General features: G+C 54.2%; 25 protein-coding genes, 4 tRNA genes and 1 riboswitch. Of the genes, 13 read left to right on the top strand and 16 right to left on the bottom strand.

Annotation, left to right across the window (positions count from 1 at the left end):
* Positions 1-11 precede the first annotated feature (11 nt).
* The 8 genes from nusG to A3841_RS16085 all read right to left on the bottom strand — a co-directional run bounded on the left by nusG (position 12) and on the right by A3841_RS16085 (position 5,353).
* The gene (nusG, locus tag A3841_RS16120; protein ID WP_073853771.1) at positions 12-572 is read right to left on the bottom strand and encodes a transcription termination/antitermination protein NusG; all 561 of its coding nucleotides are present in this window, start codon (positions 570-572) and stop codon (positions 12-14) included.
* Positions 573-583: 11 nt separating this feature from the next.
* Positions 584-775, bottom strand: coding sequence for a preprotein translocase subunit SecE (secE, locus tag A3841_RS16115; protein ID WP_073853769.1), 192 nt, complete (start codon positions 773-775; stop codon positions 584-586).
* Between the two features lie 31 nt (positions 776-806).
* A tRNA-Trp gene (locus tag A3841_RS16110) sits at positions 807-879 on the bottom strand.
* Positions 880-984: 105 nt separating this feature from the next.
* Positions 985-2,172: an elongation factor Tu gene (gene tuf, locus A3841_RS16105; protein WP_073853767.1), complete on the bottom strand. Its 1,188-nt coding sequence runs from the start codon at positions 2,170-2,172 to the stop codon at positions 985-987.
* Positions 2,173-2,245: 73 nt separating this feature from the next.
* A tRNA-Thr gene (locus A3841_RS16100) sits at positions 2,246-2,317 on the bottom strand.
* Between the two features lie 107 nt (positions 2,318-2,424).
* A tRNA-Gly gene (locus tag A3841_RS16095) sits at positions 2,425-2,497 on the bottom strand.
* A 71-nt stretch (positions 2,498-2,568) separates the two neighbouring features.
* Positions 2,569-2,651: transfer RNA gene (locus A3841_RS16090), tRNA-Tyr, on the bottom strand.
* A 149-nt stretch (positions 2,652-2,800) separates the two neighbouring features.
* On the bottom strand, positions 2,801-5,353 hold the full coding sequence (locus A3841_RS16085; RefSeq protein WP_073853765.1) for a M1 family aminopeptidase: 2,553 nt from the start codon (positions 5,351-5,353) through the stop codon (positions 2,801-2,803).
* 87 nt (positions 5,354-5,440) lie between these two features.
* On the opposite strand from A3841_RS16085, the gene A3841_RS16080 reads away from it, so the two are divergent.
* From A3841_RS16080 to frr, 3 genes are all read left to right on the top strand, one after another.
* Complete coding sequence (locus A3841_RS16080) at positions 5,441-5,941, top strand: acetyl-CoA carboxylase biotin carboxyl carrier protein subunit (protein ID WP_073853762.1); 501 nt, start codon at positions 5,441-5,443, stop codon at positions 5,939-5,941.
* 84 nt (positions 5,942-6,025) lie between these two features.
* Positions 6,026-6,802 (top strand): UMP kinase, encoded by a 777-nt coding sequence (pyrH, locus tag A3841_RS16075; protein WP_073853760.1) that lies wholly within the window; start codon positions 6,026-6,028, stop codon positions 6,800-6,802.
* A gap of 49 nt (positions 6,803-6,851) precedes the next feature.
* Positions 6,852-7,415, top strand: a complete 564-nt coding sequence (gene frr / locus A3841_RS16070) for a ribosome recycling factor (RefSeq protein ID WP_073853758.1) — start codon at positions 6,852-6,854, stop codon at positions 7,413-7,415.
* A 140-nt stretch (positions 7,416-7,555) separates the two neighbouring features.
* Here frr and nadD read toward each other — a convergent pair whose 3' ends face one another.
* From nadD to A3841_RS16050, 4 genes are read right to left on the bottom strand one after another with little or no spacing between them, the layout of a single operon-like run.
* Positions 7,556-8,128, bottom strand: coding sequence for a nicotinate (nicotinamide) nucleotide adenylyltransferase (gene nadD / locus A3841_RS16065; protein WP_073853755.1), 573 nt, complete (start codon positions 8,126-8,128; stop codon positions 7,556-7,558).
* The gene (gene gmk / locus A3841_RS16060; protein WP_073853753.1) at positions 8,125-8,709 is read right to left on the bottom strand and encodes a guanylate kinase; all 585 of its coding nucleotides are present in this window, start codon (positions 8,707-8,709) and stop codon (positions 8,125-8,127) included. The genes nadD and gmk overlap by 4 nt, the downstream gene beginning before the upstream one ends.
* A 6-nt stretch (positions 8,710-8,715) precedes the next feature.
* Positions 8,716-8,997, bottom strand: a complete 282-nt coding sequence (locus tag A3841_RS16055; protein ID WP_073853751.1) for an anti-sigma factor family protein — start codon at positions 8,995-8,997, stop codon at positions 8,716-8,718.
* A 27-nt stretch (positions 8,998-9,024) separates the two neighbouring features.
* Complete coding sequence (locus A3841_RS16050) at positions 9,025-9,618, bottom strand: sigma-70 family RNA polymerase sigma factor (protein WP_073853749.1); 594 nt, start codon at positions 9,616-9,618, stop codon at positions 9,025-9,027.
* 299 nt (positions 9,619-9,917) lie between these two features.
* Here A3841_RS16050 and A3841_RS16045 point away from each other — a divergent pair, with 299 nt between their 5' ends.
* On the top strand, positions 9,918-11,015 hold the full coding sequence (locus A3841_RS16045) for a glycosyltransferase family 4 protein (RefSeq protein ID WP_073853747.1): 1,098 nt from the start codon (positions 9,918-9,920) through the stop codon (positions 11,013-11,015).
* On the opposite strand, the gene A3841_RS16040 is transcribed toward A3841_RS16045, so the two are convergent.
* Positions 10,991-11,767 carry a glycosyltransferase family 2 protein gene (locus A3841_RS16040; RefSeq protein ID WP_073853744.1) on the bottom strand — a complete coding sequence of 259 codons (777 nt, stop codon included), beginning with the start codon at positions 11,765-11,767 and terminating at the stop codon, positions 10,991-10,993. The genes A3841_RS16045 and A3841_RS16040 overlap by 25 nt on opposite strands.
* A 283-nt stretch (positions 11,768-12,050) precedes the next feature.
* Here A3841_RS16040 and A3841_RS16035 point away from each other — a divergent pair, with 283 nt between their 5' ends.
* Together A3841_RS16035 and A3841_RS16030 are read left to right on the top strand one after the other, a co-directional pair.
* The gene (locus A3841_RS16035) at positions 12,051-15,026 is read left to right on the top strand and encodes a ligand-binding sensor domain-containing protein (RefSeq protein WP_073853741.1); all 2,976 of its coding nucleotides are present in this window, start codon (positions 12,051-12,053) and stop codon (positions 15,024-15,026) included.
* 29 nt (positions 15,027-15,055) lie between these two features.
* Entirely contained in the window at positions 15,056-15,802 is a 747-nt protein-coding gene (locus tag A3841_RS16030; protein WP_073853739.1) for a LytR/AlgR family response regulator transcription factor, read from the top strand.
* 103 nt (positions 15,803-15,905) lie between these two features.
* On the opposite strand, the gene ahcY is transcribed toward A3841_RS16030, so the two are convergent.
* On the bottom strand, positions 15,906-17,213 hold the full coding sequence (ahcY, locus tag A3841_RS16025) for an adenosylhomocysteinase (RefSeq protein ID WP_073853737.1): 1,308 nt from the start codon (positions 17,211-17,213) through the stop codon (positions 15,906-15,908).
* 156 nt (positions 17,214-17,369) lie between these two features.
* Positions 17,370-18,065, bottom strand: coding sequence for a DUF4397 domain-containing protein (locus A3841_RS16020; protein WP_073853735.1), 696 nt, complete (start codon positions 18,063-18,065; stop codon positions 17,370-17,372).
* A 155-nt stretch (positions 18,066-18,220) separates the two neighbouring features.
* On the opposite strand from A3841_RS16020, the gene A3841_RS20400 reads away from it, so the two are divergent.
* The 7 genes from A3841_RS20400 (at position 18,221) to chrA (ending at position 23,716) form a co-directional block, all read left to right on the top strand.
* Positions 18,221-19,408 (top strand): THUMP-like domain-containing protein, encoded by a 1,188-nt coding sequence (locus A3841_RS20400; protein ID WP_073853733.1) that lies wholly within the window; start codon positions 18,221-18,223, stop codon positions 19,406-19,408.
* A gap of 311 nt (positions 19,409-19,719) precedes the next feature.
* Positions 19,720-19,989, top strand: coding sequence for a hypothetical protein (locus A3841_RS16010; protein WP_073853731.1), 270 nt, complete (start codon positions 19,720-19,722; stop codon positions 19,987-19,989).
* 27 nt (positions 19,990-20,016) lie between these two features.
* Complete coding sequence (locus tag A3841_RS20395; RefSeq protein ID WP_170866219.1) at positions 20,017-20,193, top strand: hypothetical protein; 177 nt, start codon at positions 20,017-20,019, stop codon at positions 20,191-20,193.
* A gap of 117 nt (positions 20,194-20,310) precedes the next feature.
* The gene (locus A3841_RS16005) at positions 20,311-21,465 is read left to right on the top strand and encodes an alpha/beta hydrolase-fold protein (RefSeq protein ID WP_073853729.1); all 1,155 of its coding nucleotides are present in this window, start codon (positions 20,311-20,313) and stop codon (positions 21,463-21,465) included.
* 124 nt (positions 21,466-21,589) lie between these two features.
* On the top strand, positions 21,590-22,072 hold the full coding sequence (locus A3841_RS16000; RefSeq protein WP_139307989.1) for a GNAT family N-acetyltransferase: 483 nt from the start codon (positions 21,590-21,592) through the stop codon (positions 22,070-22,072).
* 98 nt (positions 22,073-22,170) lie between these two features.
* Positions 22,171-22,599 carry a DoxX family protein gene (locus A3841_RS15995; protein WP_073853725.1) on the top strand — a complete coding sequence of 143 codons (429 nt, stop codon included), beginning with the start codon at positions 22,171-22,173 and terminating at the stop codon, positions 22,597-22,599.
* The gene (gene chrA, locus A3841_RS15990; RefSeq protein ID WP_073853723.1) at positions 22,589-23,716 is read left to right on the top strand and encodes a chromate efflux transporter; all 1,128 of its coding nucleotides are present in this window, start codon (positions 22,589-22,591) and stop codon (positions 23,714-23,716) included. The genes A3841_RS15995 and chrA overlap by 11 nt, the downstream gene beginning before the upstream one ends.
* Before the next feature lie 679 nt (positions 23,717-24,395).
* Here chrA and A3841_RS15985 read toward each other — a convergent pair.
* Complete coding sequence (locus A3841_RS15985; protein ID WP_073853721.1) at positions 24,396-24,995, bottom strand: DNA-3-methyladenine glycosylase; 600 nt, start codon at positions 24,993-24,995, stop codon at positions 24,396-24,398.
* A 161-nt stretch (positions 24,996-25,156) separates the two neighbouring features.
* A riboswitch (cobalamin riboswitch) is annotated at positions 25,157-25,360 on the top strand.
* The last annotated feature ends 43 nt before the right edge of the window (positions 25,361-25,403 follow it).

Below are 25,403 nucleotides of genomic sequence, written 5' to 3'. Positions count from 1 at the left end.
CTATGTATTTACTACGATTCTTTTTCTACTTGCATGTAGTTCAGCTCAACCGGTGTGTTTCTTCCGAAAATTTTCACCATCACGTTAAGCTTCTTACGCTCTTCAAACACTTCCTCCACTGTACCGGAAAAACCGCTGAACGGACCGTCCATTACCTTCACGATCTCTCCCACTACAAAAGGCGTGTCCAACACTTCTGCCTGCTCTTCTGCCTCATCCACAGTGCCCAGTATCCTGTTCACCTCCGATTGACGCAATGGAACCGGCTTCTTGCTAGGTGAGCCCTTCTCATCTGTCCCCAGAAACCCTATGACTCCTGGTGTACTGATAATGATATGCTCTGCTTCTCCATGTGATAGATCTGCATGAACTAATACATACCCTGGAAAGAAGCTACGCTCTCTGATCCTTTTCTTCCCGCCACGCATCTCGTATACTTTCTCAGCAGGGATAAGCACCTGCGGGACGTACTCCCCGAGATTGTGGCGCATGATTTCGTTCTCCAGGTAAGCTTTTGCTTTTTTCTCCTGGCCACTAACGGCGCGCACTACATACCACTTTAAATCAGTCATGTATCTCTAATTTAAAACTGGTTGTAAAACCAAGTCAGCACGGTATCGAACCCAAAGTCCATAGCGCCAACAACCAAAGCGAAAATCAAGGAACCTATTAACACCAGCACGGAGCTGTTCTGCAACTCTGCATAAGAAGGCCAGGAGACCTTGTTCTTCATCTCCTCTACAGTGTCGTTAATATAAGTTCTAATATTGCTCATCGCTTCGCTTACCAGATAGTGAAAATAATTGCACGGGTGGAGAGACTCGAACTCCCAGCCAATGGTTTTGGAGACCACTACTCTACCAATTGAGCTACACCCGTAAAAAAATGCACGCCAATTTTAATTGGAGTGCAAATTTATTCATAAGTTTTATGAAAACAAACCCGATCTCGAAAAACTTTCAAGATCGGGTCTGAAACATAGTATTAGCTAAGGATCTCTGTTACCTGGCCGGCACCTACAGTTCTACCACCCTCACGGATAGCGAAGCGCAGACCTTTCTCCATGGCTACAGCGTTGATCAGGTTTACCTCGATGGTGATGTTATCACCTGGCATAACCATTTCTACACCTTCTGGCAGCATGATCTCACCAGTAACGTCTGTCGTTCTGAAATAGAACTGTGGACGGTACTTGTTGAAGAATGGCGTGTGACGACCACCTTCTTCTTTAGAAAGTACGTAAACCTCCGCCTTGAATTTCGTGTGAGGCTTCACTGAACCTGGCTTACAGATTACCATACCACGACGGATATCGGTTTTCTCAATACCACGCAGCAACAGACCTACGTTGTCACCAGCTTCACCTCTGTCAAGGATCTTACGGAACATCTCCACACCAGTAACTACTGACTTCAGGTTCTCAGCACCCATACCCAGTATCTCTACTGCTTCACCTGAGTTGATTACACCACGCTCGATACGGCCAGTTGCAACTGTACCACGACCAGTGATAGAAAACACGTCCTCTACAGGCATCAGGAATGGAAGGTCAACCAGACGCTCTGGAAGTGGAATCCAAGAGTCAACGGCAGCCATCAGCTCCTCGATTGTCTTCACCCACTTCTCGTCGCCGTTCAGGCCACCAAGAGCAGAACCCTGGATCACCGGAATGTTATCGCCGTCGAAGTCATAGAAGGAAAGAAGCTCACGGATTTCCATCTCAACAAGCTCAAGAAGCTCCGGATCGTCCACCATGTCTACTTTGTTCATGAACACTACAAGCTGAGGAACACCTACCTGACGGGCAAGCAGGATGTGCTCACGCGTTTGTGGCATTGGGCCATCAGTTGCAGCAACTACCAGGATAGCGCCGTCCATCTGGGCAGCACCAGTAACCATGTTCTTCACGTAGTCAGCGTGACCTGGGCAGTCAACGTGAGCATAGTGACGGTTTTCTGTAGCGTACTCAACGTGTGATGTATTGATAGTAATACCTCTTTCTTTTTCTTCAGGAGCGTTGTCGATTGAAGAGAAGTCACGCATTTGAGCAAGGCCTTTCTTTGCCAGTACAGTAGAAATTGCAGCTGTCAAAGTTGTTTTGCCGTGGTCAACGTGACCGATAGTACCGATATTTACGTGCGGTTTGGAACGGTCAAATGTTTCTTTAGCCATTGTATGATATTAAATTAAGGTTAAAACGTTTAAGTTTATGTCGCGCTTTTAAATATACACGTAACGGACTGTGAGCCAACGATGGGAATTGAACCCACGACCCCTTCCTTACCAAGGAAGTACTCTACCCCTGAGCTACGTCGGCTTTTAAATCCGCCAGAAAACTACACCTCTATTTACACTAAAAAGGAAGCTCATCTGCATGAATTTCCTTCTCCAGTTCTTTAGTAGCAAGCATTTCTGACTTTAAAGAGCGGGAGACGAGGGTCGAACTCGCGGCCTATAGCTTGGAAGGCTATCGCTCTACCAACTGAGCTACTCCCGCTTACTTTACAATTCTGAATGGGTGAATAAACTTCACTTAACTCACTCATTCAATTACTCTAAATCAAACTGTGGGGAGAGCAGGATTCGAACCTGCGAAGTCGTAAGACAACGGAGTTACAGTCCGTCCCATTTGGCCGCTCTGGAATCTCCCCGAAGCTAATTCTACATCAAATCAGCAGAACTTTTCCTTAGCGACCCATCGCCTTCGCCATGTTCTTTGTTCTAAGGAGATGCAAAATTAAGCCCTTTTTGTTTCAAGTCAAATATTCGTGCAAAAAAATGCGAAAAAATTTCCTGCCGCCTACATTTCATACATCTGCAGAAGCCGCTCATCCTTCTCCTGGGCCTTAATTTCCTGCATCAGCCGCTCTACCTCCGGGTTCTCCGACATCACCATAAGTGCCTGATAGGCAGCGGCCCGCACGTAGTAGAGACGATGCTCCTTGGCAATACCGCCCAGTATGGCGATCACCTCCGGCGTGTTGGTCTCGCTGTTGCTGGCCAGGTAGGCGCCGAAGCTCTGCAAGAGGTAGTATAACTCCCCGCTACTGGCAGATTTCAGTTTCTGCAGGAACCAGTCATACTTCTCCGGCCCTGCCTGCACGGCATAGATGGTGGCCAGGGCCAGCACCACTTCCTCGTTGCTCTCGTCCTCAAACTGGGCCATCCGCTGCTTTGCATCGGCGGCGCCCGTGCTAGCGTAGCCAAGTATGGCTGCTGCCGCAACCTGGTAGGAGCTGTCGTTCATGGCCTGCCGGAACAGGTCCTGATACTTACCTCCGCCCCATCCTGCCAGAGCAAGTATGGCCTCGGCGCGCACGGAACCCTTCTCGTCATTTACCGCCATTTGCTTTATCGTTGGTTCCAGCGATGCCACCTGCCCTTCTTTTAGCCTGCTCAATATACTTAACGCTGTGCTGCGCACTGCCCAGTAATCGTCCTTCAGCGCCTCCTTGTAAATGCTTTGCACCTGCGGTCGGCTCACCTGCTCCTGCAGCTCCGACAGCGCGTCCAGCTTTGGAGCCAGGTGCCCGGCATGGCGGAACTGGAATAGCAACTCCTCCTCTGTCTTCTCGTGCTCCACCGTTCCCAGCAATTGCTGCTCCGCGTCGAACAGCACCAGCTGCGGCTGCGCGGCTACATCAAACGTGAAGGTTTGGTTCGCCTTCTCGACCACAACCGGGTGCAGCTGCTTTTTCCCCTCTGCCCAGATGGCTATCTGCAGGGGCAGGCGGTATACAGGTGAATAGGTGGTATCCTGCAGCTGCTGCACGTTTAGCTGCAGTTGGCCTTTGTTGTAGCGTTGCGTTACGAGCAACTCGGGGTGCCCGGGCTTCATGAACCATTGGTCGAAAAACCACATCAGGTCATGCCCCGTCACATCCTCAAAGGCCATGCGCAGCTCCGCCACCTCCACGTCGCTATACTTGTTGCGCGTTAAGTATAAGTTGAGGGAGGCCCACCAGGCGTCGTCGCCTACGATTTTGCGCAGCATGTGCAGCACGCGGCCGCCCTTGGCGTAGGAGTGGCTGTCGAACATGTCCTCGCGGTCTTTGTAGTGATAGCGGATGAGCGGCTCACGCTTCGTCTGGGCTTCATCCAGGTACTGCCCCAGTTCCTCCAGGTGCAGGTAAGCGGCCTCGTCCGCGCCATACTTGTGCTCCGCCCACAGGTACTCCGAGTAGTTGGCGAAGGCCTCGTTCAGCGGCAGGTTGGCCCAGGACTCCGTCGTAACCAGGTCGCCGAACCACTGGTGGAACAGCTCATGCGCAATGATGCCGTCCCAGCTCTTGTCCAGCACTTCGCGCTCATTCAACTGCAGGTCCTCCATAAAGGTAGAAGCCGAAGTGTTCTCCATCGCCCCGGACACGAAATCGCGCACCACCACCTGCGCGTACTTGGCCCAGGGGTAGTCCACACCCAGCTTCTGCGAGAAGAACTCCATCATTTCCGGGGTGTTGCCAAACACCTTTCTGGCGGTGCTTTCATACGCCGGCTCCACATAGTAATTCACTTCCAGGTCGCGCCACTTATCCTCCACCACGGCAAACTCGCCTATGGCCAGCATGGCCAGGTAGGGCGCGTGCGGTTTCTCCTGCTTCCAGTAGTCGGTCTTGGTGCCGTCGGCGTTCTGGCGCGAGTAAACGAAGGTGCCGTTGGAGAGCGTGGTATACTTTGGGTCGATGTTGATGTAGATGTCCTGGGTCATGCGCTCGTTCGGAGCATCGATGGTCGGGAACCAGGCGGAGCTGGCCTCCGTTTCGCCCTGCGTCCAGATCTGCTGCGGCTTGTTCGGCTCCTCCCCCAGCGGGTTGATAAAGTATAGTCCCTTATCTTCGGTGATGGCATCGGAGCCGCCAGAGGCCAGTTCGTTCGGCTTGGCCGTGTAGTCTATCTCCAGTTTATACTTTTCATCGCGGGTGTATTCCTTGCCCAGGTCGATGGTGAGTTTCTGGCCGTCATACTTGTACTCCAGCGCGGTCCCGTCAAAGCCCTGCATCAGGTGCACACTATGGATGTCCATGCCCTTGGCATCGAGCGTGAGCTGGCGCTGAGGATAGAAGTATGGCTTCAGGGTGAGTTCGGCCAGGCCGTGCAGATACTGCTTCTCCCAGTCGAAGCTGACGCGCAGGGTGGTGTGCAGCAGGTCGTGCTCGCGGGTGCGCGAGGGGTTGAAGGCATGCTTCTTAGGCGCCCAAGCTGGTAAAGCATCAGCTAAAGCAGGTGCTGTTTTACCTACAATTACCTTCTCTGCACCTGCCTCGCCAGTGCCCCGCGGTTTGAACACGCCACAACCACCTGTAAAAGTCATGGCCGCAACCAGCCCAACTATACTTAGAAACCTATGATTCATGCGCTGAAAGTTTTAAAATTTGAGGTGAAGTTCTAAAATTACTCTGAGAAAACACTAACTTTAAGGTCGAAACCACACGAAAAGAAGATGCTCCAGGTAAAAACCGGTAACGGCAAAACATGGCAGGTTGATATCCAAAAAGATACTATACTTCTCAACAATACTCCTTTCGACTGGGACATCTCCCCTATCGGGCCTAACACGTTTCACATCATCAAAGGCGCGCGCTCCTTTACCGCAGAGGTGGTTTCAGCCAACTACCAGGAAAAATCCTTTACGTTTAAGATAAACGGCGCCATACAAACCGTTAGCGTGAAAGACCGCTTCGACCTGCTGCTCGACCAACTGGGCATGAGCAACGCCAACGCCCACAAGGTAAACGACGTAAAAGCGCCCATGCCAGGACTTATACTTGACGTGAAGGTGCAGCCGGGCCAGGAGGTGCAGAAGGGCGACCCGATCATGATCCTGGAGGCCATGAAGATGGAGAACATCCTCAAGTCGCCGGGCGATGGCGTGGTAAAGGAAGTAAAAGTGCAGGTAAGGCAGAACGTGGAGAAGAACCAGGTGCTGATCCTTTTCCATTAACTTAGATACCCGCGCGTAAGCGGCTGCCACGGTAGCCGCTTTGTTGTGTTAAAAAGAATTCATAACCTATACAGATAGTTTACCGTGAAGTATAAACGAATTTTGCTGAAGCTGAGTGGCGAGGCGCTGATGGGCGAGCAGCAGTATGGCATCGACTCCAACAGACTGCTGCAGTATGCCAAAGAGATTAAAGAAGTAGCCGCCCTGGGTGTGGAGGTGGCCGTGGTGATAGGCGGAGGCAACATCTTCAGGGGGGTGCAGGCCGAGCAAGTGGGCCTGGACCGCGTGCAGGGAGACTACATGGGCATGCTGGCCACGGTGATCAACAGCATGGCGCTGCAGAGCGCCCTCGAAAAGCTGGGCGTTTACACGCGCCTGCTCTCGGGCATCAACATCCAGCAGGTATGCGAGCCCTACATCCGCCGCCGTGCGGTACGCCACCTGGAGAAAGGCCGCGTGGTGATCTTCGGCGCCGGCACCGGCAACCCATACTTCACCACAGACTCTGCCGCCTCGCTCCGGGCCATCGAGATTGAGGCGGACGTGGTACTGAAAGGCACCCGCGTGGACGGCATCTACTCCGCTGACCCGGAGAAGGACCCGGACGCCGTGTTCTACCGGAACATCTCCTTTAAGGATGTGTTTGAGAAGGGCCTGAACGTGATGGACATGACCGCCTTTACGCTTTGCAAGGAAAACGGCCTGCCGATCATCGTATTCGACATGAACACACCGGGCAACCTGAAACGACTGGTGGAGGGCGAGCAAGTGGGCACCCTGGTAAGTATGGATGACCTGGGCGACACGCTGAAGGAAACCGTAGACAAACTGCAGCCAAGTGCCAAGACGGACAAAATATAATTTGCTATTTTTGACCCTAAATTTTTCAGAACTCAATAAGTAAACCGATATGACGGAAGAAATTCAGTTTTACCTAAGCGAGGCAGAGGAGTCTATGCAGAAGGCGGTGCAGCACACCGGCAACGAACTGTCTAAAATCAGGGCGGGCAAGGCCTCGCCTGCCATGGTCGAGCACCTGCGCGTGGATTACTACGGCAACCCGACCCCCATCTCTCAGGTGGCGAACATTGTTGCACCCGATGCGCGCACCCTGCTCATCAAGCCTTGGGAGAAGAACATGCTGGGCGAGATCAACAAAGCCATTAAGAACAGCGACCTGGGCCTGAACCCGCAGCAGGAGGCCGACGCGGTGCGTCTGAGCATCCCGGCCCTGACCGAGGAGCGCCGCCGTGACCTGGTGAAACAGGTGAAGGGCGAAACGGAGAGCGGCAAGGTCAGCATCCGCAACATCCGCAAGGATGTGAACGACACGCTCAGGAAACTGCAGAAGGAAGGCACCGCCGAGGACGCCGTTCGCGACGCAGAGGGCAAGGTGCAGAAGCTGACAGACAACTACATCGTGAAGATCGACGAGCTGCTGGCCAAGAAAGAGGCCGAGATCATGACGATCTAAACTCGTATCTCGTAGAACGTATCAAGACACACGATAATAGAAAAGCCCTTCGATCAAGATCGAAGGGCTTTTCTATTTTTCCCTCAAGCTTTTATACCTGGTCGTGCTACGTGCGTCGTGCTACATGATACGCAGAAGAGCTACAGGTATAGCCGATGCACCTTTATATACTCGGCTACCTCGTCGGGCAGCAGGTATTTTATACTTTTCTCCTCGCGGATGCACTGCCGGATAAACGTGGCCGAAATGTCCAGTATGGGTGCTTTCACGAACGTGATGCCGGGCATGTCCGGCAAATCGGTAGTGATGGAGCCGGTGCGCGGGTACACGTATACTTTATGGTACTCCAGGATGCGCTCGTAGTTCTTCCACTTCGGAAACAGCGGCAGGTTGTCCTCCCCCATGATCAGCACAAACTCATAACTGGGGTACTTCTCCTGCAGGTACGTAAGCGTGTCGATGGTGTAGCTGGGCTTGGGCATGCTGAACTCGATGTTCGACACGCCCAGGTTCGGGTTATCCGCTATTGCCAGGCGTGCCATGTGCAGCCGGTCGAACTCGTGCTGCAGCGTGTTGCTGGGCTTGAACGGATTCTGCGGCGAGACCACCAGCCACACCGTGTCCAGATCGGTGTTGGTGGCCATGAAGTTGGCAAGTATAAGGTGCCCGATGTGGATGGGGTTAAAGGAGCCAAAGAGCAGCCCTACCTTCATACGATCGCAGGTTCTGACTTCAGGAAATCGTTGACCAGCTTCTGGGCCTCGGCGCAGGCACGCTCCAGGTCATCGTTCACGATCACCTCATCGAACTGGTCCTCGAAGCCCATCTCGAACTTTGCCTTGAAAACGCGGCTGCTGATGCTGGAGGCCGAGTCGGTGTTGCGGGCGGTCAGGCGCTTGGCCAGTTCGTCTATACTTGGCGGCTTCACGAAAACGGCCAGTGCTCTATCTCTGTAAAAATGCTTTATACTTAATCCTCCTTTTACGTCTACGTCCAGTATCACATGCCTGCCGCTTTTCCAGATGCGCTCTATCTCCGACTTAAGCGTGCCGTAAAAAGCACCCTCGTATACTTCCTCCCACTCCACGAACTCGTCGTTGGCGATCTTCTGTTTGAATTCCTCCGGTGTTATGAAGTAATAGTCTTTGCCGTTTTCCTCGGAGCGGCCGCGCTTGTCGCGGGTGCAGGCCGAAATTGAAAAGCTCAGCTGGGGGTTTGTGCTGAGCAGGTGCTTTACAATAGTGGTTTTGCCGGCGCCGGACGGCGCCGAGAAGATGATAATCTTGCCTTGCATTAGGGGTTATAACGTTTCTTGAATCCTCGCTTTAATTGACCGCACCAGGCTTTGTGGCACAATCACGCGCTTCAGGTGGCCGGAGACCAACCCTTTCAAGAGCTTCTGTTTCTGATGGTTCTCAAAGCAGTTGACACACTCCTCAATGTGGTCGTTAAAGAACCTTTGCTCCTCAGAGGAGGCTTCACCGTCAATCATCAGGTCCAACATGTCGGACACTCTCCCGCATTCAGCCTCCCTGGCCGCATCTGGTGCCTTTGGATACGCTTCTGTAAATTTTGCTTCCATCTTAGCTCAAACTCTTAAATTTCTTGTCTAACTGTTATATCCCATGCTTTTCGCATACTTCTCCAACTTCTCTTTCAAAGAGTTCCGGGCCCTATGCAGCCTTGAGCGAACGGTACCGATCGGGATATCCAGTATCTTGGCCATCTCCTCGTAGGTAAAGCCCTCCAGGTCGCAAAGTATGATCACGGTCCTGAAGTCCACAGGGAGTGCGTTCAGGGCACTGGCCACCTCGTCGCCGATGAGGTCCTGCACACTTTCGGTGCGCATGTCGGTGGTGGTGGCCACGCCGCCCTCACCCTCTACGTCGTCGGTGTTGTAGTACCCCTCTACCTCGCTGTAGTCCACTTTGGCGGGCTGCTTGCTCTTTTTCCGGAACTCGTTAATGAAGGAGTTCTTCAGGATTCGGAACAGCCACGCTTTTGCATTAGTTCCTTGCTCGAAGTAGTCGAAAAAGCGATACGCCTTGAGATAAGTCTCCTGCACCAGGTCGTTGGCGTCGTCCTCGTCTAAGGTAAGCCTGTAGGCAAAATTGTACAGGGGGTCGAGCACGGGCAGCAACTCGGCCTCGAACCGTGCGTCTTTTTCCTCCTTACTCAGCTGTTTACCTGTTTGATCGCTCATCTACTTAACTGGATTTTGTACTTTGGTGAAGCCCTCCATCGCGCGTTAGACGCAAATATAGGAATTTTAATTACATACCTCGCTTGGCGCTTTAGGGTTGCACTACGGGTAATGAAACGGCACGGCACATCTGACTTGTTGCACGAGGCACGAGCATATTGTTAAAGCTTTTACGTGTATACGGTTTATTCGATGAAGTTTATGCACGAAATGCGTCTAACTTCGCCAATGCGTCTACATTTATGGTACTTTTACATCCCGGAACTCCCTTGAGTGTTCCTGCATCAAAAAGATAGCCCATGCGCATATTACACATAGCTTCCGAGAAAACATGGAGAGGGGGTGAGCAGCAGATAGCCTATCTGATAGAGGAACTGCAGCAGCAACAGGTATACAACTACGTCGCCTGCCGTTCCGGCTCCGCTTTTGAGGCTTACTGCAAACAACATGGCATACCTCACATATCACTTTCTTTTGCCAAGCCCCTCCTGCCCCTGAGCGCCCTACGGCTAAAGCAATATATAAAGACTAACGGCGTACAGCTCGTACACATGCACTCCAGCCTGGCTCACACGCTGGGCGTGCTGGCTCACCTGGCGGGTGCCCGGGCCGGACTTATCCTCAGCCGCCGGGTAGAGTTCAGTATCGGCACGAATCCATTTTCAACCTTCAAGTATAATTACAGCGGCGTGAAGCGCATCCTCTGTGTAGCCGATAATGTTCGCAGGGCAATGGTAGCTAGCATAGCGGACGGGAGCAAGTGTGTGACGGTGCACAGCGGCATTGACCTGAACATATTCAGCCGCTATAACAGACAGAATGCCTCCTTCCTGCGAATCACTTACAACATTGAGGAAGGCTATACTTTGATTGGGAATGTTTCGGCTCTGGACAAGCACAAAGATTACTTTACCTTCCTGGACACAGTATACTTGTTAAAGCAGAACGGATTAAAGGCGAAATACTTTGCCATCGGGAGCGGATCGCTGGAACAGGAGATAAAGGCATACGCCAGCAAGCGCGGCCTACAGGACGATGTTATATTCACTGGCTTTCTAAACAATGTAAGTGAGGTGCTCCCAGAGCTAGACCTTTTCCTTACCACCACGCTTAAGGAGGGCTTGATGAACAGTGTATTGAACGCCTTCGCCTGCCGAACCCCTGTTGTGGCCACCAGCGCCGGGGGCATACCGGAAATGGTGATTGACGGTGTGACAGGCATGCTAGCCCCCATAAAGTCGCCTGAGGTTCTGGCACATAAATGCCTGCAGGTGTTACAAAACCCGCGCTTGCGCGAGCAACTCATTGAAAATGCCTCTCTGAAGGTACTAGAGTTCACCAAGCAGCAAACTGCTATTAAGACACTGGCCGTTTACAAAGATGTTTTGTCTTCCTGATCTTTCTGCAGCATGTGCAGCTTCATATACTTGGTGTACACCACAAAGGCGGAGCTGACGGCAATGTAAAAGCCTTCCTTCCCATCCAGGAAACCCAGCTTTAGGATGTAGGATTTAAAAAAGCGGAATGGCGCTTTTATGAGCAGTGCAGCCCACGTTGCTTTCTTCCCCTTTTGGGCCATAGCCTTAGACGAGGCATCCGTAAACTTGTTGATCTGCCCCAGGTGCTGCGACACGCTATAGTAGGAGTAGTGCAGCAGATCGCCGGGAAGGTGCTGCAGCGTGGCTCCCTGGCTCAGGATAATCTTGTCGTGCGGGTTCTCGCCGCCCCAAACGGCCTTGCTGCGGTCGAACAGGCGCACCTTGGTGTCGGGGTACCAGCCGGAGTGGCGGATCCATTTGCCGCAGTAGTTAGTGAGGCGGTTCATACTATAGGCATCAGCCTGCCAGTTATTTTTAGCCGCCAGCACCGCCTGCTCCAGCTCGGGTGTCAGCGCCTCATCCGCATCCAGCGACAGCACATGCGGGTACGCCGCCTGCGTAAGGGCGTAATTCTTCTGCTCAATGTGCCCCTCAAAGGAATGCTCCACAAACCTGGCGCCGTAACTCAGACAGATCTCCCTGGTGCGGTCTGTGGAGAAGGAGTCCACCACCACGATCTCATCCGCCACGTTTTTAACGGACTCCAGGCAGCGGGCAATGTTGCGTTCCTCGTTAAAGGTGATGACAACGACAGAAAGTTTTACAGGCATAACAGGGGGCTCCGGCAAGGGAAGCAAGTATAGTTCGTCTTTTTCTGATGCCAGGCAGCGCCGGCACCTTCATACTTCAAAGCTATATAAAATCGGGACTAGTTCCCCTCACCGGCTAAAACTATACCTTTTACACGATAGTTGTTCCTCATCGCCATTAAAATGTAACCCTTGCCGCCATACTTTTTAGCCTTTCCTGCGTAAGCATTTATACTTTAACTGCTCCTGTGTTGGATATTGGAAAGAAACACCTGCCACCCAGGCTTTTGTACGGAGACTGACGATGTACCTACCGCGTATTTTCCTAATCCTGTGCCTGCTGCTGGCCACTGCCGCCGCGCATGGGCAGCAGTACAACATCCGCAGCTGGACACTGGAGCAGGGCTTGCCGCAGTCGCAGGTGATGGCCATACAGCAGGACCACAGCGGGTTTCTCTGGCTGGCCACCCGGGCGGGCCTCAGCCGTTTTAACGGCATCAACTTCCATACCTACACCAAAGACGATGGCCTGAGCAGCCACAACATCGCCACCTTATACATAGATAGCCGCCGTCGCCTCTGGATCGGCACCTCCGACGCCGGGCTGCAGCTTTTCGATGGCTCCTCGTTTGAGCAGTATGGCCCGGACCAGGGGCTGGACGCCCAGAACATCGCCGGCATCGCCGAGGGCAAGGATGGCAAAGTATGGCTGGCCACCGACAAGGGCGTTTACTACCTCACCGACACCCGCGTACAGAAGTATGATGCCCTGCCTGCCATCAGCTATACGTCCATCCTGCATACCCCCTCCGGCGATATGTGGGCCGGCAGCCAGCAGGACGGACTTTACAAGGTGTCGGGAAACAGTATCTCGCATTATACTTCTGAGGAGAGCGCGCTGCCGCACAACCAGGTTACGGCCCTCACCTATGCCAGGGGCGGCACCGTTTGGGTAGGCACGGCAGCGGGCCTGGCAAAGGTCAGCGGCGACACGCTCAGCCAGGCACAGCTGCCCGGGCAACTCGACAACAGCCACATCACCAGCTTCACCCACGACCGCTACGACAACCTCTGGATAGGGATGCAGCGCGACGGCCTGCTGAAGTATGACGGCAGCAGCTTCACGTACATCACCCGCCGCAGCGGCCTGCGCACCAGCCGCATCACGGCGCTGGCCGCCGACACGGAAGGCAATGTATGGATTGGCACGAACGGCTACGGTCTGCAGCAGTACAGGGCGCCCTGGTTTGTGCATTACTTTGATTTCGGGGCGATCTCGGAACCGCGCGTAACGGCTGTGGGCCAGGACAATAACGGCGTCGTTTGGTTTGGCACCGACGAAGGGGAACTGGCCCGGATGCTGCCGCAGGGGCCCGAGTGGCTCGCCTCCACGCCATGGCCTCGCGGCGCCACGATCTACAGTTTTCTGCCCACGGCTGATGCAATGTGGGTGAGCACCAGCAACGGCATCTGGCGCCTGGGCCGCGGGGCTCCCAAACGCTACGCCGACGAGCAGGGCCTCCCCTCCCCCGACGTATACCAGGGCGCCACCGGCCCCGACGGCAAGCTATACTTTGCCACCGCAGGCGGCGTGGTTACGCTGGCGCAAGACTCGCTCAAGCCTGTTCCCTATGCCAACGGCAGCATCAAGGCCAACACCCTCTTCCGCGACAGCCAGGACAGGCTGTGGGTGGGCGCCGACCAGGGGGCTTTCCTGGTGGAGCAGGGGCGCCTGGTGCAACCGCCGGCGCTACAGGATCTTCACCTGACCGAGATCCGCTCCATCACGGAAGACAAAGAAGGAGTGCTATACTTTGCCGCCTTCAATAGCGGGCTGCTGCTGCTCCGGGATAACAAGCCAACGCTTTATACTTCCTCCGAAGGATTACCGAACGAGGCCATCAAGAGCGTGTATGCAGATGCCAAAGACAACCTGTGGGTAGCCACCAACCGCGAGCTGCTGAAGGTGCAGCTGCCGTTGTTGCGCCGGCAGGGCAAGTTCGCTTACCGCCTCTATACCAGCCCCAGCGGCTTCCGGGGCCAGGAAGTATGCGACAACGCCATGCTGCAGACACCCGACGGCCACATGTGGTTTGGTACGACCAAGGGCCTCTCGCATTACCTTCCAGACCTGGACCGCCAACACCCGCTCTACCCCCAACTGGTGCTTACCAACGTGTTGCTCCACTCCAGCCCCACCAACTGGCAGGCCCTTGGCTACAGCCTGGACAGCCTTACCGGCCTGCCCCGAGACCTGCGCCTGCGCCACACCCAAAACCACCTGTCGTTCAACTTCCACGGCATCTCCCTCTCAGACCCCGAGCAGGTGGTTTACAAGTATAGGCTGAAGGGCTACGACGATACCTGGTCGCAGGTGACGGAGCGGTCCTTTACCACCTACGCCAACCTCTCGCCGGGAGACTATACCTTTGAGCTGCTGGCCCGCAATACCGACGGCGACTGGACACCCCAACCCCTGACCTATACCTTCTCCATTGTGCCCCCCATCTGGCGCCGCGAGTGGTTTGTGGGGGTGCTGCTGCTGGTGTTTGCCGGTGCCGTGCTAAGCGTGGTGCGGCTGCGCGAGCGAAGCCTGGTAAAGATGAACTCCCTGCTGGAGATGAAGGTGGACCACCGCACCCGCCTGCTGGAGCGCCAGAACCGCGAGAAGGAGATCCTGTTGCAGGAGATCCACCACCGGGTGAAAAACAACTTGCAGATCGTGATCAGCATGCTGAACCTGCAGGCCCGCCACGTGCAGGACCCCGAGGCCAAGGACGTGATGCAGGCGCTGCGCAGCCGGGTGCGCTCCATGTCGCTGCTGCACGAGCGCCTTTACCGCCACGACGACCTGGAGCAGATCAGCCTAGAAGAGTACTTTCTGGAGATTTGCGAAAGCCTTTATGCCTCGTATGGCGTAAGTATGGATAGAGTTGAGTTAGAATTAGATATTCCTTATACAAAAGTAGACTTAGACGCCGCTATTACGTTAGGCTTAATTGTAAACGAACTGGTATCCAATACTTTGAAATATGCCTTCCCAGATGGGAAGCACGGGGTGCTGTGCATCAAGTTGGTAAAACACGACGAGGTGCAGTACACACTAACTATCAGCGACAACGGGCGTGGTCTGCCAGAGGATTTTTTCGAGAAACAACAGAACGGACAGTCGTTTGGGCTCAAGCTGGTGCAGTCGCTAAGCAGGAAGCTTGACGGGAACATTAGTTTTTATAATACACATGGCACAAAATCAATATTATATTTTGTTTTGCCATCATAATATTTTTTTATACGTATGTACCTAATGCTATGACAAAACCTAAAATCCTTATATCGGAAGATGAGGTCATCATCGCGGAAGATCTTGCGGCAAGCCTGGAAGAATTAGGTTATGAGACGTGCGCCATAGATACGGGGGAAGACACGATCGACATGATACGGGAGACGCATCCCGACCTGGTACTGCTGGATATCAACCTGCGAGGCGATGCCGACGGCGTGGATATTGGCTCCCGCATCCGCGAGGAGTTCGGTATACCGTTTATCTACCTCACTGCCTATGCCGACCCGGCCACCATTGACCGCGCCAAAAAGACTGAGCCCGATGGTTTCCTTGTGAAGCCCTTCGATGAGAAGAGCCTGCGCTCCGCCATCGAGATCGCCCTGTACAAGCACGACAGCAACCAGAAAGACAGCAAGCCTTCGAACGGGGCGAACCATAACGCAAAGGACAAGGACGTGGCCACTGACTACATCTTTGTGAAGGTGAAGCACCGGATCATTAAAGTGCATTACAGCGACATTCTCTGGGTGGAGGCTTATGACAACTACTCCTTTATCGTTACCGCTGACCAGAAATACCTGGTAAGCTCTACCCTGAAGGATATGGAACAGAAGCTGCCCTCGCAGAACTTCGTGCGGGTGCACCGCTCCTACATTGCCAACCTCGATAAGATCGAGGCGCTGGAGGAGAATTCCGTGGTGTTCTCGAAAGGCGAGGTCCCAATTGGCAAATCGTACAAGAAGGCGCTGATGTCGCGGTTTAACATCATCTAAGTATACACACTGCCTCCCCCGCAGGCGTTAGCAGCTACTACTAAAAAGAAAAAGGCCAGGGCTTTGCAGCACTGGCCTCTCTTTATACTTACAGCAGGTATACTTAGTAGCGGTAGTACTCCGGCTTGTAGGGGCCCTCTACCTCCACGCCGATGTAGCTTGCCTGGTCTGGCGTCAACTCATCCAGCTCCACCCCGATCTTACCCAGGTGCAGGCGGGCAACTTTCTCGTCCAGGTGCTTGGGCAAAGTATACACCTTGTTCTCGTAGGCATCGGTGTTTGTCCATAGCTCCAGTTGGGCCAGTGTCTGGTTCGAGAAGGAGTTAGACATCACAAACGATGGGTGGCCGGTGGCGCAGCCCAGGTTCACCAGGCGGCCTTCTGCCAGCAGGATGATATCCTTGCCGTCGATGTTATACAGGTCTACCTGCGGCTTGATCTCATCCTTGGTGTTGCCGTAGGCCTTGTTCAGCCAGGCCATGTCGATCTCGTTGTCGAAGTGGCCGATGTTACACACGATGGCCTTGTCCTTCATCAGGCGGAACTCACGCTCCCCGATGATGTCTTTGTTTCCGGTGGCGGTTACCACAATGTCAGCCTCTTTTACGGCGTCCACCATCTTCTTCACAGCGAAGCCATCCATAGCAGCCTGCAGCGCACAGATCGGGTCGATCTCGGTCACGATCACACGGGCACCAGCGCCTCTAAGCGAAGCGGCAGAGCCTTTACCTACGTCGCCGTAACCAGCCACTACAGCCACTTTACCGGCCATCATCACGTCCGTGGCACGACGGATCGCGTCAACCAACGACTCCTTACAGCCATACTTGTTATCGAACTTAGACTTGGTAACTGAGTCGTTTACGTTGATGGCAGGCATAGGCAATGTGCCGTTCTTCATGCGCTCATACAGGCGGTGCACACCGGTAGTAGTTTCCTCTGAGAGGCCTTTAATGCCGGCAGCCAGCTCCGGGTACTTGTCCAGCACCATGTTGGTCAGGTCGCCACCGTCGTCCAGGATCATGTTCAGCGGCTGGCGGTCTTCGCCAAAGAACAGCGTCTGCTCGATGCACCAGTCAAATTCCTCGGCGTTCATGCCTTTCCAGGCGTAAACCGAGATGCCGGCAGCAGCAATGGCAGCCGCGGCGTGGTCCTGGGTGGAGAAAATGTTGCAGGACGACCAGGTAACCTCGGCACCCAGTTCCACCAGCGTCTCAATCAGCACAGCGGTTTGGATCGTCATGTGCAGACAGCCGGCAATGCGGGCGCCTGCCAGCGGCTTGCTTGCGCCAAACTCCTCCCGGATCGCCATCAAACCGGGCATCTCCGCCTCAGCCAACCTAATCTCCTTGCGGCCCCACTCAGCCAGCGCTATATCCTTTACTTTATACTTCAGATATGTCTCTACCATCTTTCTCGTTTTTTCAATTAAAACACAAATTTACGCAATTTGTTGCACTTCATCAATACTAACTAGTTTATAGCCTGTGCCGGGTGGCCGGCAACAAAAAAACAGCGCCCGCCATACTTTGGCGGGCGCTGCAGCTATAGGTAGTAAAGGAGTCTCTTACTCTTCGTTCACGATTATCTGTGCTCCTAGTGTGTTGGTGTTGCCCTCCGGCGCCTGCAGGAAGCCTTTGGCAAATACGGTGTAAATCATATCGTCACGCAGCTCCACGTCGGGAATGGTGAGCGCCACGGTCATGGTGCCGGCGGGGCGAACCTCCAGCGTATAAGTTCCGGCCGCTACCGGGGTAAAGTCGGTGGCTGACTTAAAGGCCCTGTTGCTGAACAGCACCGGACCACCCGCCACGGCAATATCCACTGCCGGGGCATCCGGCGACAGGTGCACAAAGCGCACGTGCGCCATACCGGCGGCCGGGTCGGTCAGGTTATCCTCCAGCACCAACGCCTCTATGTTATCCAGGGTATTGATGGCGAACACTGTGTAATCCTTGTCCTGCTTCAGGTCCAGGTCCGCCTCTATCACGGTGGTAGCGGTTCCGGCGGCGTTCACCTTCACGTTTTGCATACCCGCAGGCACCTCCAGGTAGCCGGTGTTGTTAGGATAGGTAAGGGCGGAGGAATTCACCTTCACATCATTGATCAGCAGGTCAACGCCGGGGGCGTCGGGGGAGGCATGCACCACCATCACCTCGGCGTTGTCCACCTCCAGCACCACATCGTCATCGTCGTCATCGCAGCTTGCCAGGAACAGCATGGGTACTACCGCCAGCACTGTCATTTTCATCCAATACTTCATAGCCTCAAAATTTAAAGTTTAAAATTCGTTCTATTGCTTTAACTGCTCCTGGGATATTTTGTTTAACATTTATGAAAAATTATTAAACAAAATATTTTACGGAGGTCTCTTTTTGATTTAAGTATCTTTGCCGGAAGCACAGAAACAAAGCAGCCATGCGCACTTTTACCCCCAAGGAGCAGGAGTTTATACTTCGCCACCAGCAGCACGATGTGGCCCAGCTGATGCTGCAGGCCAGCCGCTACCCGCAGCTGCCGGTGCAGGAGCTGGTGCAGCAGATAAAGGCGCGGCAGAAGGCGGCCCAGAAGCTGCCGACCTGGGTGCAGCACCCGCAGGCCGTGTTTCCGGCGGCGCTGTCGGTGGAGCAGAGCTCGTCGGAGGAAACGGCGGCTTTTAAGGCCAGCCTGGTAAGCGGCAGGCTATTAGTTGACCTGACGGGCGGCTTTGGGGTGGACAGTTTATACTTTGCCCGCCGCTTTGACGAGGTGGTACACGTGGAACAAAACCCGGAGCTGCAGGAAGTAGCCGAGTATAACTTTGGCTTGCTGGGCGCTGCCAACATCCAAAGTATAAACTCCACCGCCGAGGACTTTCTTCATACTTTTGAGGGCAGGGCCGATGTTTTATACTTAGACCCCGCCCGCCGCGGCCACCACGAGCAGAAGCTGCACCTGCTGCAGGACTGCGAGCCGGACGTGCTGCACCTGCTGCCGCTGCTCTTCCAGAAGGCCGACGCCATACTTTTGAAAACCTCGCCGATGCTGGACATTGAGCAGGCGCTGCAGGAGTTAGGACACGTGGTGCAGGTGTGGGTGGTGGCGCTGCAGAACGAGGTGAAGGAGGTGTTATACTTGCTCAGGCCCACCGCTCCCGCCCCGGCCGATGTGCCACGCACCGCCGTAAACCTGCTGCCCAACGCAGAGCCGCAACTGCTTTCCTTTACCCGCACCCAGGAAGACGCTGCCATTCCCGTTTATACCGACCCGCTGGAGTTTGTGTATGAGCCGAATGCAGCGATATTGAAAGCGGGCGCTTACCGCTTCCTGGGCCAGCACCTGCAGCTCAGCAAACTGCACCCCAACAGCCACATTTATACTTCCGCCCAGCTCCTGCCCCACTTCCCGGGCCGCAGCTTTCGGTGCCTGGGCGTGAGCCGCTACAACAAGAAGGAACTGCTGAAACACCTGCCGCAGAACAAGGCCAACATCACCGTGCGCAACTTCCCCGAGTCGGTGGCTGAGATCCGCCGCAAAACAGGGATAAAGGAGGGTGGCCATACGTACCTGTTCTTCACCACCGACAGGCACCAGAAACCCGTCGTGCTCCTCTGCGAGAAAGCATAACCCACACCGCAAGCCAAAACAAAGTATAAAAGTATAACAGCCGTGCCCAAAGTATGGCATTTATACTTTGCACGCGCTTCCCGCATCCGCCATCGAGCAGGAAACACTCACAGCATCCAGGTGACATGGTACCCGCCGAAAACAATTCCCATACTGTCAGCGACAGACCCAACTTCCGCACCGAAACAGCCACCGATAACAAAAGGCTCGCTCAGGCGTTGTAACATAACATACACAGCCAACCGCCGTACACCTCTAGGACGGCTATGGCTGTAAGATTTTATGTTTCACCACTAAATAATTGAAAACGGATGAAGGATCAGAAAAACAGAAGCTGGGAATTTCACGGCTTCGCTAGTAACCCTGAGAAATCTTTTGAGGCGGGCAAAAAAGGGAACCGACTGGCCGTGGAGAACTCTCTGCGAAACAGCAACAACACCCCCAATAACCCCGTGGCCCAGGACCGCACCGCTTCCAAAACCAGCAACCAGAACAAGCCATCGCAGGGCAAGGGCTGGCAAAATATGAAAGCAGCATCGAAGGAGGCGGGCAAAAAAGACCAGAGCTCTTCTGAGGAGTAAGCCGTTTGAACCTAACACACACGCATCATGAAAAATCAAGATAAAAATAAAAAGCACGACCTGACCGATACGAGCAAAAGCGACAAGAAGGACATCGGCAACAGCCTGGAGCGCGACGTAACGAGCTCCAAGCAAACCGGAAAGACCCCGCAGGCCCGTACCGACAACGAGCAGGACCGTGAAGTGAAAAAGCGTAAAAGCTAGACGCTGACACTATACTCCCCTAAACAGCCACAGCACCCCATGCTGTGGCTGTTTTGCTTTAGCCATTTCTGCGATTATGCGTATCTTTCCTGTACCCATACTTTAGCGCTTACAACTATGAGAAACGCCATCCTGCTCCTGCTTTTGCTGCTCTTCGCAGTGGCTGCCCCGGCCCAAACCCCTACCGAGAAAGTAGTGACGTTTATGCTGCACACGCCCGGCCTGCCCGACACGGCAAAAGTGTACATCACCGGCAACGCCCCCGAGCTGGGCAACTGGAACCCCGCCAAAATAGAGATGGAACGCTCGGGCGACGATACCTGGGAGAAAGAGATCGTGCTGCGCGACCCGATGCTGCTGGAGTACAAGTATACTTTGGGCAGCTGGGAGCAGGAGGCAACCGACAGCACCGGAAGTCCGCTCCCCAACTTTACCGTGAAAGTGGAGAGCAGCCTGCAGGTGAAGAACCAGGTGACGCACTGGCGCAACGGCAGCAAAGGCAAGGCTCCTGTTACCGGAGGCGTCACAGGGGAGCTGGCGTATCATGCGGAGGTGGGCAAAGACACTGCCATCCCTGCCCGCGATCTGGTGGTGTGGCTCCCTCCAAACTACGGGCAGGACAGGAAGAAACGCTACCCGGTGCTCTACATGCACGACGGCCAGAACCTCTTCGACCCCAACACCAGCTCCTTTGGCGTGGACTGGCGCCTGGATGAGACGGCCGACAGCCTGATACGGGCCGGAGAGATGGAGCCGATCATCATTGTAGGCATCAACAACACCGAAGACCGCATGCAGGAATACACGCCCGGCGAAAAGGGAACTGCCTACATGGCGTATGTGGTGAATACCGTGAAACCCTTTATCGACAGCACCTACCGCACCCGGCCCGGCGCAAAGTATACAGCCACCGGCGGCTCCTCGGCGGGAGGCACCATGGCCTTTATGCTGGCCTGGGAGCACCCGGATGTTTTCTCCAAGGCCATCTGCATGTCGCCGGCCTTCAAGATACAGCAGATCGATTACGTGGACGATGTGCAGGCGTATAAGGGCCGGAAAAAGCCACTATATTTTTACATCGATAACGGGGGTGTGGAACTGGAGGAGCAGCTGCAGCCGGGCATCGACGAGATGCTGCAAACCCTGAAACAGAAAGGCTACCGCGAGGGGAAAGAGTATACCTGGGTGAAGGAGGAGAACGCCAAGCATTTCGAGTCGGCGTGGGGCAAGCGCATGCCGCAGGCGCTGAAGCTGCTGTTCCAGGCGAAATAGGCTTTCTGCCGGCTCCAAAATTAGCACTCTCTTAACACCGGCAGCTTTTACGGTTGCCCGTTTATAGTTAAATTGCTTCTCCCCCTAGTTGAAAAAGCTGTGGGAAGAAATTAATCCGAAGGCAATGTTTGAGATCCGATACTTGTACGAGGCCCCCCAGCACTTCGACACCGTGGCCGACTGGATTTACCGGCAGTGGTGGCAGAAGCCCGGCAACACCGCCGAGGTGGTAAGAACGCCCCTGCGCGGGCACCTGCAGCCGCAGCCTTTGCCTGCTGCGTTTGTGGCGCTGGATGGTGAGATGCCGGTTGGGTCGGTGTTGCTGATCGAGAGTGATGGTATAGACGCCCTGCCCGACCTGAAGCCGTGGCTGGCTGCGCTCTACGTGCTGCCCGCGTACCGGGGCCAGGGCGTGGGCAAGCAACTGGTGCAGGCGCTGGAGCAGCACGCCTGGCAGGAGGGTTTTACGGACCTGTACCTGGTGGCAACCGACAGGGTAAGCTTTTACTACGAGCTGGGCTGGCGCGTGTACACCAAGCTGGTGGGCAAAAACGGCATCACCATTATGCACAAAAGTATGGCCGCAGCCCCTGCCGCCTCAGCCTAACTCCAACGGGAAGTATAAAATAGTCGTTTGTGCTGAAATATAGTTTGTAGGGAATACCTCGTTTTAAAAATTCTGCCATACTTTCTTTCTACTGGTCTATGCTGCAAAAAATCTTACGCACTGATGATGCCCGGACAACCATTCTGATCCGGCTGATGGTAGGCGTGGTGTTCCTGTCGGAGGGAATACAAAAATTCCTGTTTCCGGACATCCGTGGCGCGGGTCGCTTTGAGAAGATCGGCCTTCCCTCGCCCGAGTTCCTGGGTACTTTCGTAGGCTTCTTCGAGGCCAACTGCGGCGCTTTAATTATACTTGGGCTGTTCACCCGCTTGGCCAGCATCCCGCTTATCATCATCATGTTAGTTGCGCTGGCCACCACCAAGCTGGAGATCCTGGCAAACGATGGGCTGTGGGAGATGCTACATGCCTTTCGTACGGATTGGGCGATGTTGCTGGGCAGCATTTTTCTGCTGCTAAAAGGCGGCGGTAATTGGTCCGCTGATAAAATACTGACGCATGGAGCCTAGAAACGGAGAGCTAAAAGAAGTTGGCAAACTTTTCCTGAAGCTCGGCGCGATAGCCTTCGGTGGCCCGGCCGCGCACATTGCCATGATGGAGGACGAAGTGGTGAAGAAGCGGAAATGGATGACGCACGAGCACTTCCTGGACCTGGTAGGCGCTACCAACCTCATTCCCGGCCCCAACTCCACCGAAATGACCATGCACTGCGGCCATGAGCGGGCGGGCTGGAAGGGCCTGGTGGTGGCAGGAGCCGCTTTTATACTTCCGGCGGTGCTGATTACAATGGTGTTTGCCTGGCTCTACAGAAAATACGGGCAACTGCCACAGGTGGAGCCTTATATCTACGGCATCAAGCCTGCTGTTATCGCCATCATACTTTCCGCCCTGATCAGCCTCGGCCAGAAAGCGCTGAAAAGTATAGCGCTCTGGATTCTGGGCATTTTAACTACGGCCGCCGCCTTGCTTGGGGTGAATGAGATTCTGGCGCTCTTCGGCTGCGGCTTTGCCGGGTTGCTGCTATACTTTATCCGGAATCGCGCTACAACAGCCAACGGCTTTGCCCCGCTCCTCCTCTTGCAGGCACCGCTGCTGGCAGTCCAGAGCAGTAACCTCAAAATCTGGCTGATCTTCCTGAAAGTGGGCGCCCTGCTCTATGGCAGCGGCTATGTGCTGTTCGCTTTTCTGGATGCGGAGCTGGTGGCTAAAGGTCTGCTGACGCGGCAGGAACTGATCGATGCTGTAGCCGTGGGGCAGTTTACGCCAGGGCCGGTGCTCTCCACCGCCACCTTTGTAGGCTGGCAGCTGAATGGTTTCTGGGGTGCGGTGGCCGCCACCGTAGGTATTTTCATTCCTTCCTTTGTTTTTGTAGCCCTCCTCAACCCGATCATCCCCAAACTGCGGAAGAGCAAGGCCATATCTGCCTTTCTGGATGCCATCAACGTGGCCGCTGTCGCCGTTATATTTGCCGTTGCCGTCGAAATGAGCCGCGACACCCTTACCGACTGGCGCACTGTGCTTATTGCCGTGGTCAGCTTTGCAGCTGTGTTCCTTTTTAAAAAGCTGAACAGCGCCTTTATTGTGGTTGGCGGGGCTGTACTGGGGTATTTGCTGACGCTGGTGTAGCCCCCACCCCGGCCCTAAAAATAGGGTAGAGCTTGATGCAGCACCGGGTCAAACCACCCCTGCCCCTCCTTAGCCAAGGAGGGGAATCTTTCACCCCACCCCAACCCTCCCCTAAAAACAGGGGAGGGAGCTCGGTTCAAGTTGCATAAGCAGCAGCTATCGAATTAGATCCCAGCCTTTGGGTTGAGCGCCTTGTGAGATTCCGGTGCCCGTAAGGGCATTGCGACCGGAGGGTAGCAAAGGAAGGGAACACAGCGCGATGCCAAAGAGAGTTTACCCCGATGCATATCGGGGAGCCCTCTCGGGCTTGAGAGCACCAAAGCCGGAAATGAAACAACTAAGGTAGTAAGGCTGTGGATCAGCAGTGGCTAATAAGTATAGCTTGTGTCCGCTTGCGGGAAGCAGTGGCTATGGAAAGTATTGCTCAAGTATAAGTATAGCTTACGCGGATTCGGAAATCCGCAGCAGTAGTTCCGGACAAGGTGTTCGGAACAGCAAGTATAAAAAGGCACAAACGGACGCTTGCGCCAGCGGGAGAGTAAAAGTATAGCTCAAGTATAAGTATGGCTTTTCAAGCCAGTCAAGTTGCAAGCTTGACCTCATTGTAGGACACAAGTCTGAAGACTTGCGCCATGAAAGAGAAGTATAAAGTAAATCTCTGCAAGCCAGAACCTCGACCTCACTTCTTCCTACTCACCCACTTATTCCCCTTTACCCAAAACCGCCAGGGCAGCAGGGCGTCTTCCCCGGCATAGTCTACCCCGATGCGGGGGCCGGCGGCTATACTTTCTTCTGGCAGCACCAGGCCTTTATCCTCCAGCCAGATGGTGTCACCCGTCAGGTCGGCGCCGTAGAGTTTCCTGTCTATGCCAAGGGCTATACTTAGCACACCCGGACCGGCCGTGAGGTTGGGTTTTATACTTTGAAAGCCGCGGCGCAGCAGCATCTCTTCTATTCCTCCCTCCGGGGCAATAGCCCGTATCAGCACGGCATCGGCTTTGTCTTGCTCATTGGTGATGATGTTGAATAGGTGGTAGATGCCGTAGATGAGGTACACGTAGGCTACGCCGCCTTCGCTGTACATGATCTCGGTGCGGGACGTGCGGCGGTTGAGGTGGGCGTGGCAGGCGCGGTCGTTCTGGCCCGAGTAAGCCTCTGTCTCCACAATCATCCCGCCAGTTAAAATGCCGTCCACACAAGTATAAAGGTGCTTGCCCAGCAGCTCCTGCGCCAGTTGCACCACGTCGGGCCGGGTATAGAATTCCTTCGGAAGCTTCAAGTTGATAATTATTAATGAGTAATGATGAACGAATAATGTTTAACATCTCTACGAAGATTATACTAAAATCTTTTACTCTCCTATCCTTGCTTTATTTGATACTCATTACTTATTCCTCATCACTCACTACACATTAGTCATTACTCATTAATAATTATTCATTAACTTCGCACCAGATTGGTGGCTGTAGAACTATCGTTGTATGGCCTTAAAAGGGAAGCAGGTGTGAGTCCTGCGCTGTTCCCGCAACTGTCATCTTCTTAAAAAGGGTTAGCCAACACCTTAGCCACTGTGCCGCGCACGCTGCATGGGAAGGCGCGCTAACTGAAGAGAGCCAGGAGACCTGCCAGTCCGACACCAGATTTGTCGTATGCTTTCGGGTAAAAAAGCTGCACGGCCACCGCCATA

The organism is Pontibacter flavimaris (assembly GCF_001907195.1).
GTDB lineage: Bacteria > Bacteroidota > Bacteroidia > Cytophagales > Hymenobacteraceae > Pontibacter > Pontibacter flavimaris.
This window is presented reverse-complemented; position numbering and strand designations above follow the sequence as displayed.

Excerpts from the sequence above, each read along its gene's own strand:
- nusG (WP_073853771.1), bottom strand. The coding sequence starts at position 572 with ATGACTGATTTAAAGTGGTATGTAGTGCGCGCCGTTAGTGGCCAGGAG.
- secE (WP_073853769.1), bottom strand. The coding sequence starts at position 775 with ATGAGCAATATTAGAACTTATATTAACGACACTGTAGAGGAGATGAAG.
- tuf (WP_073853767.1), bottom strand. The coding sequence starts at position 2,172 with ATGGCTAAAGAAACATTTGACCGTTCCAAACCGCACGTAAATATCGGT.
- A3841_RS16085 (WP_073853765.1), bottom strand. The coding sequence starts at position 5,353 with ATGAATCATAGGTTTCTAAGTATAGTTGGGCTGGTTGCGGCCATGACT.
- A3841_RS16080 (WP_073853762.1), top strand. The coding sequence starts at position 5,441 with ATGCTCCAGGTAAAAACCGGTAACGGCAAAACATGGCAGGTTGATATC.
- frr (WP_073853758.1), top strand. The coding sequence starts at position 6,852 with ATGACGGAAGAAATTCAGTTTTACCTAAGCGAGGCAGAGGAGTCTATG.
- nadD (WP_073853755.1), bottom strand. The coding sequence starts at position 8,128 with ATGAAGGTAGGGCTGCTCTTTGGCTCCTTTAACCCCATCCACATCGGG.
- gmk (WP_073853753.1), bottom strand. The coding sequence starts at position 8,709 with ATGCAAGGCAAGATTATCATCTTCTCGGCGCCGTCCGGCGCCGGCAAA.
- A3841_RS16055 (WP_073853751.1), bottom strand. The coding sequence starts at position 8,997 with ATGGAAGCAAAATTTACAGAAGCGTATCCAAAGGCACCAGATGCGGCC.
- A3841_RS16050 (WP_073853749.1), bottom strand. The coding sequence starts at position 9,618 with ATGAGCGATCAAACAGGTAAACAGCTGAGTAAGGAGGAAAAAGACGCA.
- A3841_RS16045 (WP_073853747.1), top strand. The coding sequence starts at position 9,918 with ATGCGCATATTACACATAGCTTCCGAGAAAACATGGAGAGGGGGTGAG.
- A3841_RS16040 (WP_073853744.1), bottom strand. The coding sequence starts at position 11,767 with ATGCCTGTAAAACTTTCTGTCGTTGTCATCACCTTTAACGAGGAACGC.
- A3841_RS16035 (WP_073853741.1), top strand. The coding sequence starts at position 12,051 with ATGTACCTACCGCGTATTTTCCTAATCCTGTGCCTGCTGCTGGCCACT.
- A3841_RS16030 (WP_073853739.1), top strand. The coding sequence starts at position 15,056 with ATGACAAAACCTAAAATCCTTATATCGGAAGATGAGGTCATCATCGCG.
- ahcY (WP_073853737.1), bottom strand. The coding sequence starts at position 17,213 with ATGGTAGAGACATATCTGAAGTATAAAGTAAAGGATATAGCGCTGGCT.
- A3841_RS16020 (WP_073853735.1), bottom strand. The coding sequence starts at position 18,065 with ATGAAGTATTGGATGAAAATGACAGTGCTGGCGGTAGTACCCATGCTG.
- A3841_RS20400 (WP_073853733.1), top strand. The coding sequence starts at position 18,221 with ATGCGCACTTTTACCCCCAAGGAGCAGGAGTTTATACTTCGCCACCAG.
- A3841_RS16010 (WP_073853731.1), top strand. The coding sequence starts at position 19,720 with ATGAAGGATCAGAAAAACAGAAGCTGGGAATTTCACGGCTTCGCTAGT.
- A3841_RS20395 (WP_170866219.1), top strand. The coding sequence starts at position 20,017 with ATGAAAAATCAAGATAAAAATAAAAAGCACGACCTGACCGATACGAGC.
- A3841_RS16005 (WP_073853729.1), top strand. The coding sequence starts at position 20,311 with ATGAGAAACGCCATCCTGCTCCTGCTTTTGCTGCTCTTCGCAGTGGCT.
- A3841_RS16000 (WP_139307989.1), top strand. The coding sequence starts at position 21,590 with ATGTTTGAGATCCGATACTTGTACGAGGCCCCCCAGCACTTCGACACC.
- A3841_RS15995 (WP_073853725.1), top strand. The coding sequence starts at position 22,171 with ATGCTGCAAAAAATCTTACGCACTGATGATGCCCGGACAACCATTCTG.
- chrA (WP_073853723.1), top strand. The coding sequence starts at position 22,589 with ATGGAGCCTAGAAACGGAGAGCTAAAAGAAGTTGGCAAACTTTTCCTG.